The sequence below is a fragment of the Leeuwenhoekiella marinoflava DSM 3653 genome (assembly GCF_900129005.1).
Classification (GTDB): Bacteria; Bacteroidota; Bacteroidia; order Flavobacteriales; family Flavobacteriaceae; genus Leeuwenhoekiella; species Leeuwenhoekiella marinoflava.
In genome coordinates, this window is the sequence record NZ_FQUN01000034.1 from 1 (window position 1) to 13,713 (window position 13,713).

Below are 13,713 nucleotides of genomic sequence, written 5' to 3' on the forward strand. Positions count from 1 at the left end.
ATTCAGATGTTTTGATAAACTTGAACTTCTATTTGTATTTCTGTTCTTTTGCCTTGATGCCAAAGAACCAAAAAATCAAGGCTGCAGTATACTTTGGAAACTATCACGGTTCACTCGCTATATTCTGGAAAGGAGGCTTACACCATAAAAATGGTTTGAATACATTTTATGAATTTGTCTGTCCAATATGCTTTATTACTTCTACTCCAGAATATAAACGCTCCTTTCACCTATAGTTTTAACCAAAGTCTACTGAGGCCGTTTGCAAGTATATTCATGTGTTACGAAAAAGTTTTTTAGACTGGTACTAAATTCAATATACACTTTGTAGGACTTATATATAATATATAGCCGAAGGGTTAAATGAATTGCAAATTCGCTGCGCCTGTGCATTCCTCTCGTTCCACTGGTCGGATGCAAGTCTCCACACCCAACGCTGCGGCATTTGCTTGTTTTACTACGGATCTAAAAAGTATGCCGGTACTGACGTTTGAATAAGCTTAAAATTCTATTTGTATTTCTGTTCTTTTGCCTTGATGCCAAAGAACCAACCCCGAACTTCGGGGCTAGGTTTACAGCAGGTTCTTCAAATTTTACGAGAACCTTCTGATAGGCCAGAACGCATAAGCTTAATACTAAACAACAAACTTCAAATACCCGAAAGGGTTTCTAATCCTTTTGGTACGTATAGCAGCAACTCTCTTGTTTTCACAAGAGAGTTGCAATTAGTTTAGCTTTTTAACCAAGAGTTTGGCTACAGCTTCAGATGAAGCCGGATTCTGACCGGTGATCAGCAAACCATCTTCTACTGCGTAAGACGACCAAGCTTCTTTTTTAGAATAGATTCCGCCGTTCTTTTTAAGCATTTCTTCTACTAAGAAGGGAACCACATCTGTAAGCTGAACTGCTTCTTCTTCTTCATTGGTAAAGCCGGTAACTTTCTTTCCGTTTACTAACGAACTACCATCGGAACTTTTAGTATGCTTAAAAATTCCTGGTGCGTGACACACTGCAGCAACCGGTTTTCCATTTTTATAAAAATCTTCTATTAAAGCTATGGAATGCTTGTCTTCTGCAAGATCCCATAACGGTCCGTGACCACCAGGATAGAATACTGCATCATAATCTTGTTGGTTGATGGTCTCTAATTTTAGGGTTTGTGCTAAAGTTTTTTGTGTTTCTTTATCATTTTGGAACCGCTCTGTAGCAGGGGTCTGTGCATCAGGGGCATCACTTTTAGGGTCTATAGGAGGTTGACCACCTTGAGGAGAAGCTAATGTAATATCAAAACCTTTATCTTTTAAAAGATAATAAGGAGCTGCAAATTCTTCGATCCAAAAACCTGTTTTTTGTCCGGTTGTTCCTAAGTCTTCGTGACTGGTTAATACAATCAATATCTTTTTCATAGCATTATTTTTTAGATTTCTATAGGGGCAAAATTAGAAGTTCAGTACGTATTAAAAATTGATGTATGCTAAGGGACTCTGTTAAAACCGTTTTAATTAGGAAAAGGCTTAAACTGATATTAGATCAATTCAAGTTAACCTCAGTAAACTACCTCGGGGCAAGCTTTCTGCCGACAAAGGCAGGTTCGAGATATTCGTTAGAAACAAATTTTCAATTTCGCGGCAAGCCTCGAGGTATTAAACCCTTTGGCGGTACCAATAAAAATGCTACCTAATCGGTAGCATTATCAGACTAACATTTAAAAAGTATTAAGCTAAATCCTCAAGAGTCTTGATGTTGCTTAAGCTTTGCGCTACTTCTCGTTTTTGGCTGGTTATGATGTTAGTTATTTCCGGTCGATACGGCTTTTTTTGCAATACTTCTTCATATTCTTCAACACTGGCTTTTTCTCCACGGATGCATTCTTCTAATATGGCTTCGTCTTTATCTGTACTGAAAGCTTGTTTGATATTCATCCAGGTTCTGTGCAAATCTCCAACAGTACTCCCCTTTTCCTTTGGTTTTTCATCCAAGCGGATCAGCGCATCACTCAATTCTGTCGCAAAGCGATTACGCAGTACTGCACGCTCTTTGAGGTAATTTTTTAAATGCACATTTTCTGCCTTTTTTAAAGCTTCTTTATATCCTGCTTCTGCATCATATGTCTTTTCTAAAAGCTCTTGTAAACTGGCAACAGTTTCATCGTGCGATTGCTGTTTGGCTTGTTCTCTCGTTGTTTCCATAGTTCTTCTTTTTTTAATGTTTAATCGAGTTTAAAAAATACGGCGTTTAACTTTCTTTAAATTCGGAACAAACTCTTCAAACGAACGTTTATTTTTGATCCAATCATAAGTATAATAAGCCATTTGGGCAATAGTTATAATCCGTAGTAATTTTCTCATGATTTTTTGTTTCTTCTAAACTATAAAAATTCTGCATAGCATTATTTTTATTAATACTATTTAACTTTGAATCGTTAATTTAATTTAAAATTAACGTAAGCGGCACTGTGATAAGAAGTTGTGATCATTCTGAATCATCACAAGAAAAATAGAAATAGGGTTTTGATGTTATTTTGAATTCGGGTTTTGGAAAGTTCTCAGCTTTCAGTTGAATATAAGAATCTAAATGAAGCGGTTCTGTCTTTGGAAATAAGAGGTTTTCCGGATCTAAACGTTGTGGAAACCGAATGGTACTTAAATAATTTTTTAAGTACTGTAAATCTTCTTTTGAAAGAGCAGACAAGGGTTTTTCTTGCCTAAGCTGTTCTCTTTTTCAGTATTATCTGTAGCTAGAGCAAATTGTTTAACTTCGGTATAATCTGGTTTAAGGTTGATAATCAAAAACTCATTGAAATTATAATTGTTTGTAAATTCATAAATCGGAGTTTCCGGAAGGTATTCTGAATTTTGTAACAAATAGATTTTTTTCACCTCTTGCTCTAAATCAAGGATATAGGGAGGTAAAAAACAATTCGCTCCTTTATTAAACACCGGGGTCATCTCCCCTGCCAGTGTATTCAATGCTACAAGGGTTTTTTAAAACGTATTTGAGTTCCTTTTAACTCGGCTACATAACGCCCGTAACAAATATAATGTGGTTCTGCAGTAGTTGTAAAATTGATTTGATCTCCCTCCTGCTTCCAAACCCCCTGGAGCATACCTCCAAAAAAAGCAATTACGAACTGATGATCGGGAAACAAAATGTAATTCGTTCCACCTTCCGGACTGTTCCCACGCTGGTGATAAATGCCTGCATTATTTTCAGACGGTGTTTGTTGCGCGAGCGTAACAACCGAAGAGAAAATGAGTAATGCTAACATGCTACTCCCCCTTGATGGCTTAGCTTTTATAATTAGTTAAAAAACAATCACATTCTTACCAATACTTTTACCGCTTTCTTGTAAAGCATGGGCCTTTTTAAGATTTTCTACAGTAAAACCGGTAAAGGTTGTGGTTCGTGTGGTTTTTAAAGTTCCATCATCTAACAGGTTTGCCAGTTTATTGAGAATATCGTGCTGGCGTTGCATATCTGCAGTGTGGTACATAGAGCGCGTGTACATCAACTCCCACGAAAACGTCACACTTTTATTCTTCAATATATTCAGGTTTAGGGGCTCACTACTACCTGTAATGCTCACAATATGGCCTTGAGGTTTGATGAGTTCGGCAGCCGTTTCCCAATACTGTTTGAGATCGACAAAATCGAGTATAAAGTCAATTTCTGTAAATCCGATTTCTTTGAGTTCGTCTTTTAGGTTATGATGGTTTACGACAAAATCAGCACCCAGATCACTGCACCATTTTTGAGATTCTTCACGTGAAGCCGTGGCGATAACTGTAAGATCTGTTAGTTTTTTAGCAAGCTGAATTGCAATGGATCCTACGCCCCCGGCACCCGCCAGAATCAAAACTGATTTTCCTTTATCGGTTTCCGGGTTGTATTTGATTCTATCAAAAATTGCTTCATAAGCTGTTAATCCAGTTAAGGGCATCGCTGCAGCCTCGGCAATACTCAAGTTTTTAGGCTTATGCCCTACAATACGCTCATCAACCAACTGGTATTCTGCATTGCTTCCGCTTCGCGTTAAATCTCCGGCATAAAAAACAGCGTCACCGGTTTTAAAAAGCGAGACCTCCGCTCCTACTGCTTTTATAATTCCCACAGCATCCCAACCGATTATTTTAGGAGTTTCTAAGATTTTGTCTTTAGCTGCATTTTGACGGATCTTATAGTCCACCGGATTTACTGAATTTGCCTGAATGCGAACCAGTAAGTCACGGCCTTCCGGTTTGGGTATTTCGGTTTCAAAGGCTATAAAGCTATTGGCTTCTGTTATGAGGAGTGATTTTTTGAATCCTATTGCTTTCATACTAATTTTTGAATAAAGTTAGTGGCTTTGTCGGGAAGCGCCTGAACTTATTTCTTTAGAAAATCATAAGATTTTAGAGGATAAGCATCACTAAACCGTTGAGTATTTCCTTTAACGATCTTATTCTTTAATGCTTCCCCATAAAAAATGAAGCGCGACAGTTCTGTCAGACTGCCGCGCTTCGGGAAAAACAAGCACTTTTTTTTACTTGATAACTGGGAGCTAAACCCAGAGCGGCTTATTCCATGAATTGTTTAAGTATCTTTTTAATTTCTGAAGATTCTGTATCTGGTTTTAATTCGAATAAATATTCATACAAACGCTTATCTGCTACTTTGTTTTTTAGTTTAATCTGATCGTTATCAGCCAAAAGTACATCCCATTCTGCACGTACTTTTTTCCAAATCTCCTGATTTTCTACCCACCATTTTTGAGCAGCTTCACAACGTGAATCGGGTACACGTTTGTAGCTATTGAATCCTTTTTCTTCGGCAATAGTAGTTGCTGAACCATCAGCCTCTTGAGAAATCTTTATATTATCCTGTTCGTGTAACCAGCCATAATCAGTAAGTTGTACCTGATTGTTACGCAGCATAATATTATAATCGTGACGCTTGGTATATTCTCTACGCGGTAAGGGTGCCGGAGTAGTATTTTGCCATTCATCTTTACCATCTACATGAACCCAGGTTGCAGATCCTGAGTATCGCGGACTGTCATCTACCTGATATACTTTTTGAGTCCATTGCCCCTTAACGTCTTTTTTATCCAAATCTTCAAGAGTCCATGATTTATCTGCTTGATAGGTAAACAAGCGGGTATTTTCAAATTCCCAATCCTGACGCCAATGTTTGATAACCATCGTGTCTTGTACGATTAATAAATGTTGAATAGCGAGTTTGTCTTTATCGTCTTCAATTAAAGTCGCCCACTCTAATGCTGTTGCATAATAATCATCGTGTTTTTGATAAGCTTCCTGATCAGAAAAGGTCTCAGCGTATTTGAATTCAATCTCAAAACACCCGCACATATCCTTTATAGCTTGCCTATCCTCTTTTTTAGTGGATTGAGCAAATGTGGTACTTGCAGTAAGTAATGTCAATGTTGTAGCTAATAATCTGTTGTTCATGTAAATAGGTTTTAAATCCAATTAAAGTTTTAAAATTAAGCATTAAACTTATTTAGAATAAATAAAAATAAATATATATTTGCTGCAAATGTAATCAAGAATGATTCTAAACAAATATTTTTTAAGTGTTTTTTTTACAGCTTGCTTTACGCTGAATTCATTCACTCAGGAAAACAAAGCTTTGGTAGAACCAGACTCTTCCGAAGTCTTGAATGAAGTCTTGATTACTGCAACCCGTACAAAAAGACAATTATCCGCTCTTCCACTACCCGCTCAAATAATCAATAAAGAAACCATACAACAATCTGGCGCTATGCGTTTAGGTGATATTTTAGCTGAACAAACCGGATTGATAACAGTACCTGATTTTGGAGGTGGTGAAGGTATTCAAATGCAAGGTTTAGACTCTCAATATATATTGATTTTGGTAGATGGTGTTCCTCTTGTGGGGCGTTCTGCCGGAACTTTAGACCTCAATCGCATTTCGGTAGGTAATATTCAACAAATAGAAATTGTAAAAGGGGCTTCTTCTAGTTTATACGGTAGTGATGCACTGGGTGGTGTGGTGAATATAATCACCGAAACTCCAAAAAAAGACTGGCACGGAACCCTTAATTATAGAACTGGTACATTAAATACACACGATCTAAGCCTCAACACCACATACCGCAACGATAAACTTAAACTGAGTTTGTTTGGCAACCGTTACAGTTCGTCTGGTTATGATCTTACCCCTCAAAATGCATTACAAACTGTAGAACCTTTTTCTAATTATACAGCCCAAGTTAAACTAGCTTATTCCTTCTCTACCGCTACAACAGCATCATTGTCAACACGATATTATAGTCAAAATCAAGATTATAAAGCCTCAGAAAGTTTACAAGGGGAAAGTAATATCGAAGAATGGAATGCTCATTTTAAATTGAATCATCAGTTCAATTCAGCCTGGAGCAGTTCGTTAGAACTTTACGCAACCCAATATCAAACAGATGAGTATTTAAACGACATAGCAGATGCTGCTTTAACGAGTAACGGATTTTACGATCAGCGTTTGCTGCGCCCTGAATTGCGGGTACGTTATCAACCCAATACGCAAGAAGCATTCATAGCAGGAACCGGATATAATCACGAAACTTTAAGCCGTACTGATTTTAGTGAGAGCCCAACCTTCAATTCTGCGTACGTTTACCTTCAGTACGATGCGACGTATTTTGAAAAACTGAATGTAATTGCTGGTGGAAGGTTGGATACTCATAATGTGTATGCTACACAATTCAGCCCTAAAGTTGCACTGCGCTATCCCATTAGTAATTCCATAGCTATCAAAACTTCCGTAGGACGGGGTTTTAAAGCTCCTGCTTTTCGTCAGCTGTATTTTGATTTTACCAATGCAACAGTAGGATATACCGTTTTAGGGTATCAAGCTGTGCCCACAGCGCTGGCTGCTATGCAAGAGCGTGGCGAAATTGCCAATATTCTTATTCCGGTTTCTTCATTTGATGACGAATTGAAACCTGAATCCTCAATAAATTTAAATCTGGGTGTTGATTACTCGTTTTCTAAGCGACTCACTTTTAGCCTAAATGTGTTTAGAAACTCACTTACCAACCTGATTGACACCCGGATTATTGCTACTAAAACCAATGGTCAAAGTGTATTTAGTTACACCAACATCAACGAATCTTATACACAGGGACTGGAGTTTAATTTCACTGCCAATGCTATTAAAAATCTAAATATTTCCGGCGGCTATCAATTGCTATATGCTAAAGACAAACAAGCTGAAGCTGCTTTTGAAGCCGGCCAGATTTATGCACGAAGCGCTGCTAACAGTCCGGCTTTTGCTTTGCAAAAGTCAGATTATTTTGGGTTGTACAACAGGTCGAGACATTCAGCAAACCTGAAGCTATTTTATAACATTCCACAATACCGTATGAATGCCAATTTACGCGCAACCTATCGCAGTAAATATGGACTGTCTGATACAAATGGTAATGGCTACTTAGACCGTTACGATCGGTTTGTATCAGGTTATGGAATACTGGATTTTGCTTTAACTAAAAATCTGGGTAAGCATTTGCAAGTGGGTGTAGGTGTAGACAATCTACTTGACTTTACAGATGCTCAAAACATAACAAATGTACCCGGAAGACTACTCTTTGGAAAATTAAACTATCAATTTTAATACTTATGATGAATATTTTTAAATCCTTAACCGCCGTAAGCCTTGTGCTTGCACTTAGCTCTTGTAGTTCTGATGATGACACAGCTGCCCCCTTAGAGGAGTTAGAGTCTGAAACAGTGACCAACTTATATGCCCCGGAGATAGGGGGACGTGTAGAACCCAGTTCTGGAGACTTTACAAAATTTGATTTTGAAACCGGTAGCGAAACCACCAGTGAAACTGACTGGGATGTTGCTTTTAGAAGTACCACCATTCTTGTTAATGGAGGTAGCAAAACCGGAATAACAGATGAGCCGGAGCGCACAGCTGATGCAGCGGTTTACATCGCTTCAGGAACTTTAGCTAGTATTACTGAAGTTGACACTTCACTATTTGCTCAAGATACCACAGAAGGTCCTGCAATTGCTATCGGAAGTGGTAACGGCTGGTATAACTATACCGGAGAACCTTATCATTTAATTAAACCTATTCCAGGAACCATACTTGTATTTAGAACTTCTGAAGGCAAGTATGCTAAAGTAGAAATTCTGAGTTATTATGAAAATGCTCCGGAAGAACCCGATGGTCTTTCTGATGCTACACCGTATTATACCTTTGACTATGTATATCAACCTAATGAAGGAATAACAACTTTCTAAGAGGTTAAACGCTTGGGAGGAGTCCCAAATCCTGCACGTTCAGGAATATTAATTGTTATCTGAAACACCCCATATTCTCGAATGCGGGGTGTTTTTTAGTAATGCCGTTTGTTAGGTTTAATAATTGAAACAGGGTTCAACAGTCTTTGATCTTAATCACTTTTTACCTGTAAGAGGTCTTTATTCGTAAAATATTCAGAGAATTGCTTTTTTAGGAGTGCTAATTTTGGATTTATATAAATCTCACAAAAGGGTTTCTCTGGATTGCTGTAATAATAATTCAGTAACGAATTCCGGGAAGCTTTAAAAGAGGAAAATGGAAGAACTTGGGTAATCAAGGTTTTTTTAAAATCGGTTTGCAGCTTTTTTAAAATCAATTTTGATTCGTGTTCCTGAGTTTCTGAAAAGGTATATATGGCTGAGCGGTATTTTGACCTAAAACTATGGTCAGAAGTGCTTTTGTGTGTATGTAGATGAATAGCTATTAAAGTATGTAATTCAATAGCTTTAGAATCAAAATGCACGATAACGGCTTCAGATAATTCAGAGTTTAATCCGGTCGAAGCTACATAGCCTTGTTCAACCTTAATAATCCCTTTTAAAGACTGAAAAACAGCTTCGGTGCACCAATGACAACCGCCACCCAATGCTATTTTATTAGCACCGCTAAAGGGTTTAATACCCCCAGGTAGTTTACTTCTTTCTATATGCATTACGCTATCAATACGTTTTCCAAAAAATCAAGCACTTTAGTTTCAGACATTTCGCAAGGTTTCAGTAAATAAGCTGTTGAAGTTATATAGTAATTAAGACTTATAAAGTTGTTACCTCCCAGTTCTTTGGCATAGATTTTTATACTTTTACCAGCATTAAAATTTGTTCGTGTAATTCCATATTTTCGTTGAATAGCCTTCCGGTATTTTGATTAGATACTTTTTGAAATGCATTAGGAGCTACAAGACAACATAGAACAACCAACTTTATCCCGTGCCCAGTCAGGTCGTTTAACAAACCATTCTTCATATTCCGGTTGGTCATCGTAGGGTTTCTTCAGCATCGTATAAAACGTATTTACTAAACTATAATCACCGGCATCAGCCTTATCAATTGCCAGTTGAGCCATATAATTGCGTAAAACATATTTAGGGTTTATAGCATTCATGGCTTTTTTACGCTGGACGTCAGAATTGGTTTCTTGTTGTAAACGCCGAGCATAACTTGCAAACCACTCGTTCCATTGCTTTTCCTGTTCTGAAGTAAGTTCAGGAAGATAAAAAGTTTCAGTAATTAAATCATAACCAGCAACTGAATTATCTTTTTTAAAATCTGCCAATTTTCTGAAAAAGATCGTCATATCGGTTTCTGAAAGTTGCAGGCAATCCTCCAAATCAGCAATCAACTTTAAATCGGTTTCTTCAGGATTGGTTATTCCCAGTTTATCCGCCATCATTTGAAGTGACTTCTCCGCATAATCAGTTTTGTATTCGTCCAGAATTTCTTCAAAACCATCTGCTTCCTCTACAAGCGGATACAGTGCATTTGCCAGTTGGTATAAATTCCACAGACCTATGTTGGGTTGATTTCCAAAACGATATCTTTTGTGTTGACGGTCGGTTGTATTGGGCGTCCAACCCCATTCAAAACCTTCTAACCAACCGTAAGGACCATAATCTATGGTAAGACCTAGAATACTCATATTGTCGGTATTCATCACTCCGTGTACAAAACCTACGCGTTGCCAGTGAATGATGGTTTCTAGAGTTTGCCGGGTAACATTTTTAAAGAACGCCAAATAGGTTTCTTTAGAAGGCTCACCCAATTCCGGGAAATGGTTTGTTATTGTAAAATCAACAAGCTTTTGCAATCCGTTGATATCATTACGCGCGGTGAAGATTTGAAAATTACCAAACCTTAAAAACGAAGGCGCCACGCGACAAACAACCGCTCCCTTTTCATAAGCCGGATTGCCGTCATACATCACATCGCGTAACACCTGGTCACCGGTTAAAGCTAAAGACAAAGCTCTGGTTGTGGGAATACCCAAATGATACATCGCCTCACTCATCAAGTACTCTCGTATAGAAGAGCGTAAAACTGCCAGTCCATCTGCTGAACGGGAATAGGGCGTTTCCCCTGCTCCTTTTAATTGCAACGCCCAATGTTGTTCATTATGATCAATTTCAAACAGATTAATCGCACGGCCATCACCTAGCTGCCCTGCCCAGTTCCCGAACTGATGTCCACCATAAAGCATTGCATAGGGTTTAGTCTCTGCCAAAACAGCATTACCGGTAAATACCTTTAAAAAATCCTCTGCATTTGCCTCTTTAGGACTGATTCCTAAATCATTCAGCAATTCATCTGATGTATGAATGAGCTGAGGATTAGCAGTTTTTTTAGGTGTAACATACGAATAATAACCTGTTGTCACCTGTCTCCTGGAATTTTCGGTATTCGGATCTGCCGGGAGCTTATCTGTAAAAAGATTATTGATATTGAACTGCATAAGAATTGTTTTTAGGCGCTAGCCGAAGTTACAAAAGTATAAGGGATGAGTCGGTACGCCTTCGTAAAACTATCAGTTTTCAGCGTTTTGACATGTAGAAAAATACGAGTTACAAGGTGGCCTATAAACTCTTTAAAATACCGGTTCTAACACAATTTTATCATTAGGCATGTCTTATTATTAAACTTTTATTAAAGTCTTCTGCCAAATTATTAAATGGAATGTACTTTGAGTAACTTACTCTACATAAATTAAAAAAGAAAAAATATGACAACTAGAAATCAAAATGCAGGAATTGCAGCAGCCCTTTTAGGATTAGCAGGAGGACTTTTTGCTTGGTGGAAATATAACAATGCAACTCCAGAAGAAAAAGAGCGTCTTAAAAGTAAAGTAAATGATCTGGGAGCTAAACTCAAAGACAGCTATACTGAAGTAGAAGATACTGTTTCTGATAATTTAGCAAGCCTTAAAAATAAACTTGCTAAAGAAAAAGAGAACATTTCTGACGAAATAGAAAAAGTAGCAAGCTAAGCTAACCGAAAACAGAATATAGGAGCGACTCTAGGGTCGCTCTTTTTAGTTAACTATACTGAAAGCTTTTAGCTATATTCGTTAAATGAGAATAATTTTTCAGATTGTATTTTTTGTATTAGGAACTCCCCTATTACAAGCACAAAATTATATAGATCTCGCCAATCTGTCGTACAGCATAACCCCACAAAATCAGTTTGAAGAGCGGGACGCTCAAACTCAAGTTGAAGAAGTAGAATTTCAATTTACTTTTCCTCAGGTTTTAGATGATAAGAATACGTTTATCGCTAATGTCATGTTAGAATCTAATGCTTTGCGTTTAGATCCAGAATTAACTCAGCGTACAACATTGACTTCATTAGGACTCGCATTTGGATTCAATTATAAATACTCAGACAAGCTTGCCATAACATACTTGGTAATTCCTAAAATCGCATCAGATCTAGAGCATATTACCAGTCAGGGATTTCAACTAGGTGGCTTGGCTTTAGCTACGCTGAACAGAAACGAAAACCTCAATTATAAGATTGGTTTATATGCCAATACCGAAGCGTTTGGACTATTCTTAGTTCCATATATAGGTTTTTACTATCTGAGTCCGTCTAAACGTTTTGAGGCCTACATCACGACTATAAACGGTGATATCAATTATATGCTCACCGACAAACTCCATATAGGTGGTGATGTAAATGGTTTGACTTCAAGTTATGCCTTAGCTAACCCTTATTTTGGCACTTCACCAGAATATTTTGCAAAGAATACAACAGAGTTCTTTGTCTATTTACGGTATCCTATCTCAAAAGGACTATACTTCAAAGCAAAAGCCGGTTATGCTATTACACGAACACATAAGGTCTTTGAGCAAGATGATAAAGTAGCTTTAGGTTTGAGTTTGTTTTATCTGGGAGATGATCGAAATCAGTTGAACACACCTTTTCAAAAAGGAGCTTTGTTTAAATTTGAGTTATTGTATCGCTTTCAACTTTAGCCTTTACCCAATTTACGAACGGCAGCCCATTCTTTGAGTTTTGCACGAGAATCTGTTGCAGGATATCCCAAAACAGTCTTTCCGGCACCTACGTCACCCATAACACCAGATCCGGCAGCAACTACTGCTCCGGAATGAATAGTCGTATGATCTTTAATTGAAGCGCTTCCGCCAATAATAACGCCATCTCCTAAGGTAACCGAACCGGCCAGACCACTATGTCCCGCCATTATACAACAACGGCCTAAAATGCAATTATGGGCGATTTGCACGAGATTATCTATTTTACAACCATCTCCCACAATAGTTGAATCAAATTTAGCACGGTCAACACACGAGTTTGCACCTATTTCTACGCCGTTACCAATGATCACATTACCGATATGAACAATTTTAACCAGTCCGCTACCATCTTCAGCAGGTCTGTACCCAAAACCATCTGCGCCAATACTTACATTGTTGTGAAAAATACAAAACGCTCCAATTTTAGAACGTTCTCTAATCACTGTACCGGGCCAGATAATCGTTTGAGTTCCTATTGTACAATCGTCTAAAACGGTAACGTTGGGATATAAGGTTACCCCTTCAGCCAAAACAACATTAGCGCCAATGTAACTTCCTGCTCCAACTTTGCAATTCTCACCAATGCTAGCCGTAGGGTGTATGTATGCGAGTGGACTAATAGCTTTTTCAAAAACGGGTGATTCTGGCTCATAAAGACTCAAGAGTTTTGCCATTGCAAGGTCGGCATTAGGCACCACCAATAAGGGTATTTCTCCAGAAACTAAATGCTTGAGATTTTCATTGATAACCACTGCTCCTGCCCGGGAATCTGCATATAACTTGGTGTATTTGGAGGAGCCTATAAAACTTACCTGATTTGCCGAAGCATTTTCTAAGTGATTTAAACCGGTAAAGTTTTGTGAACTTTCACCAATTAAAGTTGCAGAAATATGTTTTGAAAGGTCTTCTAAAGAATAGGATATCATAAAGTTAAATAAGTTAATTCTGAGTTCAAGTAAGCTACTTGTAAGAGGAATTAACCTATTAGAAGTTTCGAAAGATACTTATAAATAGTTAGAATACTTGTTATAAAAAAAGAGGCTGTCTAAAAAGTCAAGACAGCCTCTTTTTTTTATGGATTTATTCTGAATATGTTTTACTTTCATGGTATGAAAGCAAAACCTGTTTGGAAGACCGACCATCAGTCTCAGTTGAGCCTGCTTCCGCCTAGTTATGATGATTTTGTACCGCAGAACCATCCTGTACGTATAGTAAATGCGATTGTCAACCGGATCGATATAAGTTCCATTGAGGTCACTTATAAAGGCGGTGGTACATCAAGCTATCATCCCCGTGCACTGCTTAAGATACTGATCTATGCTTACCTTCGCAACCTGTATTCCTCCCGCAAGATA

General features: G+C 37.9%; 15 protein-coding genes. 6 read left to right on the plus strand and 9 right to left on the minus strand.

Going from position 1 to position 13,713, the window contains the following annotated elements; all coding sequences use genetic code 11:
* Nucleotides 1–236, plus strand: a 236-nt coding sequence (locus BUB91_RS21175; RefSeq protein WP_217653703.1) for a hypothetical protein, incomplete at its 5' end; no start/stop codon positions are given.
* A 489-nt stretch (nucleotides 237–725) separates the two neighbouring features.
* Here BUB91_RS21175 and BUB91_RS20360 read toward each other — a convergent pair.
* From BUB91_RS20360 to BUB91_RS20395, 6 genes are all read right to left on the minus strand, one after another.
* The gene (locus BUB91_RS20360) at nucleotides 726–1,406 is read right to left on the minus strand and encodes a type 1 glutamine amidotransferase domain-containing protein (RefSeq protein WP_073101253.1); all 681 of its coding nucleotides are present in this window, start codon (nucleotides 1,404–1,406) and stop codon (nucleotides 726–728) included.
* 309 nt (nucleotides 1,407–1,715) lie between these two features.
* Nucleotides 1,716–2,189, minus strand: coding sequence for a ferritin-like domain-containing protein (locus tag BUB91_RS20370; protein ID WP_073101257.1), 474 nt, complete (start codon nucleotides 2,187–2,189; stop codon nucleotides 1,716–1,718).
* Between the two features lie 465 nt (nucleotides 2,190–2,654).
* Entirely contained in the window at nucleotides 2,655–2,969 is a 315-nt protein-coding gene (locus tag BUB91_RS20380) for a hypothetical protein (RefSeq protein WP_073101261.1), read from the minus strand.
* A 2-nt stretch (nucleotides 2,970–2,971) separates the two neighbouring features.
* Complete coding sequence (locus tag BUB91_RS20385) at nucleotides 2,972–3,268, minus strand: hypothetical protein (protein WP_073101263.1); 297 nt, start codon at nucleotides 3,266–3,268, stop codon at nucleotides 2,972–2,974.
* 36 nt (nucleotides 3,269–3,304) lie between these two features.
* Complete coding sequence (locus BUB91_RS20390) at nucleotides 3,305–4,318, minus strand: zinc-binding alcohol dehydrogenase family protein (protein ID WP_073101265.1); 1,014 nt, start codon at nucleotides 4,316–4,318, stop codon at nucleotides 3,305–3,307.
* 238 nt (nucleotides 4,319–4,556) lie between these two features.
* Complete coding sequence (locus BUB91_RS20395; RefSeq protein ID WP_073101267.1) at nucleotides 4,557–5,447, minus strand: DUF6607 family protein; 891 nt, start codon at nucleotides 5,445–5,447, stop codon at nucleotides 4,557–4,559.
* A gap of 100 nt (nucleotides 5,448–5,547) precedes the next feature.
* Here BUB91_RS20395 and BUB91_RS20400 point away from each other — a divergent pair, with 100 nt between their 5' ends.
* Nucleotides 5,548–7,632 carry a TonB-dependent receptor plug domain-containing protein gene (locus BUB91_RS20400; protein WP_073101269.1) on the plus strand — a complete coding sequence of 695 codons (2,085 nt, stop codon included), beginning with the start codon at nucleotides 5,548–5,550 and terminating at the stop codon, nucleotides 7,630–7,632.
* Nucleotides 7,633–7,637: 5 nt separating this feature from the next.
* The gene (locus BUB91_RS20405) at nucleotides 7,638–8,270 is read left to right on the plus strand and encodes an HmuY family protein (protein WP_073101271.1); all 633 of its coding nucleotides are present in this window, start codon (nucleotides 7,638–7,640) and stop codon (nucleotides 8,268–8,270) included.
* 152 nt (nucleotides 8,271–8,422) lie between these two features.
* Here BUB91_RS20405 and BUB91_RS20410 read toward each other — a convergent pair whose 3' ends face one another.
* Nucleotides 8,423–8,983, minus strand: a complete 561-nt coding sequence (locus tag BUB91_RS20410; protein WP_073101273.1) for a peptide-methionine (S)-S-oxide reductase — start codon at nucleotides 8,981–8,983, stop codon at nucleotides 8,423–8,425.
* 233 nt (nucleotides 8,984–9,216) lie between these two features.
* Nucleotides 9,217–10,776: a protein adenylyltransferase SelO gene (locus BUB91_RS20420; RefSeq protein WP_073101275.1), complete on the minus strand. Its 1,560-nt coding sequence runs from the start codon at nucleotides 10,774–10,776 to the stop codon at nucleotides 9,217–9,219.
* A 267-nt stretch (nucleotides 10,777–11,043) separates the two neighbouring features.
* Here BUB91_RS20420 and BUB91_RS20425 point away from each other — a divergent pair, with 267 nt between their 5' ends.
* Together BUB91_RS20425 and BUB91_RS20430 are read left to right on the plus strand one after the other, a co-directional pair.
* Nucleotides 11,044–11,307 carry a hypothetical protein gene (locus BUB91_RS20425; protein WP_073101277.1) on the plus strand — a complete coding sequence of 88 codons (264 nt, stop codon included), beginning with the start codon at nucleotides 11,044–11,046 and terminating at the stop codon, nucleotides 11,305–11,307.
* Between the two features lie 85 nt (nucleotides 11,308–11,392).
* Complete coding sequence (locus BUB91_RS20430; RefSeq protein WP_073101279.1) at nucleotides 11,393–12,295, plus strand: DUF6268 family outer membrane beta-barrel protein; 903 nt, start codon at nucleotides 11,393–11,395, stop codon at nucleotides 12,293–12,295.
* Here BUB91_RS20430 and lpxD read toward each other — a convergent pair.
* Complete coding sequence (gene lpxD / locus BUB91_RS20435; protein WP_073101281.1) at nucleotides 12,292–13,284, minus strand: UDP-3-O-(3-hydroxymyristoyl)glucosamine N-acyltransferase; 993 nt, start codon at nucleotides 13,282–13,284, stop codon at nucleotides 12,292–12,294. The genes BUB91_RS20430 and lpxD overlap by 4 nt on opposite strands.
* A gap of 165 nt (nucleotides 13,285–13,449) precedes the next feature.
* On the opposite strand from lpxD, the gene BUB91_RS21585 reads away from it, so the two are divergent.
* On the plus strand, nucleotides 13,450–13,713 hold a 264-nt coding region (locus tag BUB91_RS21585), incomplete at its 3' end, for a transposase (RefSeq protein WP_139250550.1).

What these genes read in the sequence shown, in the direction of transcription:
- BUB91_RS20360 (WP_073101253.1), bottom strand. Translation starts at nt 1,406, where the DNA reads ATGAAAAAGATATTGATTGTATTAACCAGTCACGAAGACTTAGGAACA.
- BUB91_RS20370 (WP_073101257.1), bottom strand. Translation starts at nt 2,189, where the DNA reads ATGGAAACAACGAGAGAACAAGCCAAACAGCAATCGCACGATGAAACT.
- BUB91_RS20385 (WP_073101263.1), bottom strand. Translation starts at nt 3,268, where the DNA reads ATGTTAGCATTACTCATTTTCTCTTCGGTTGTTACGCTCGCGCAACAA.
- BUB91_RS20390 (WP_073101265.1), bottom strand. Translation starts at nt 4,318, where the DNA reads ATGAAAGCAATAGGATTCAAAAAATCACTCCTCATAACAGAAGCCAAT.
- BUB91_RS20395 (WP_073101267.1), bottom strand. Translation starts at nt 5,447, where the DNA reads ATGAACAACAGATTATTAGCTACAACATTGACATTACTTACTGCAAGT.
- BUB91_RS20400 (WP_073101269.1), top strand. Translation starts at nt 5,548, where the DNA reads ATGATTCTAAACAAATATTTTTTAAGTGTTTTTTTTACAGCTTGCTTT.
- BUB91_RS20405 (WP_073101271.1), top strand. Translation starts at nt 7,638, where the DNA reads ATGATGAATATTTTTAAATCCTTAACCGCCGTAAGCCTTGTGCTTGCA.
- BUB91_RS20410 (WP_073101273.1), bottom strand. Translation starts at nt 8,983, where the DNA reads ATGCATATAGAAAGAAGTAAACTACCTGGGGGTATTAAACCCTTTAGC.
- BUB91_RS20420 (WP_073101275.1), bottom strand. Translation starts at nt 10,776, where the DNA reads ATGCAGTTCAATATCAATAATCTTTTTACAGATAAGCTCCCGGCAGAT.
- BUB91_RS20425 (WP_073101277.1), top strand. Translation starts at nt 11,044, where the DNA reads ATGACAACTAGAAATCAAAATGCAGGAATTGCAGCAGCCCTTTTAGGA.
- BUB91_RS20430 (WP_073101279.1), top strand. Translation starts at nt 11,393, where the DNA reads ATGAGAATAATTTTTCAGATTGTATTTTTTGTATTAGGAACTCCCCTA.
- lpxD (WP_073101281.1), bottom strand. Translation starts at nt 13,284, where the DNA reads ATGATATCCTATTCTTTAGAAGACCTTTCAAAACATATTTCTGCAACT.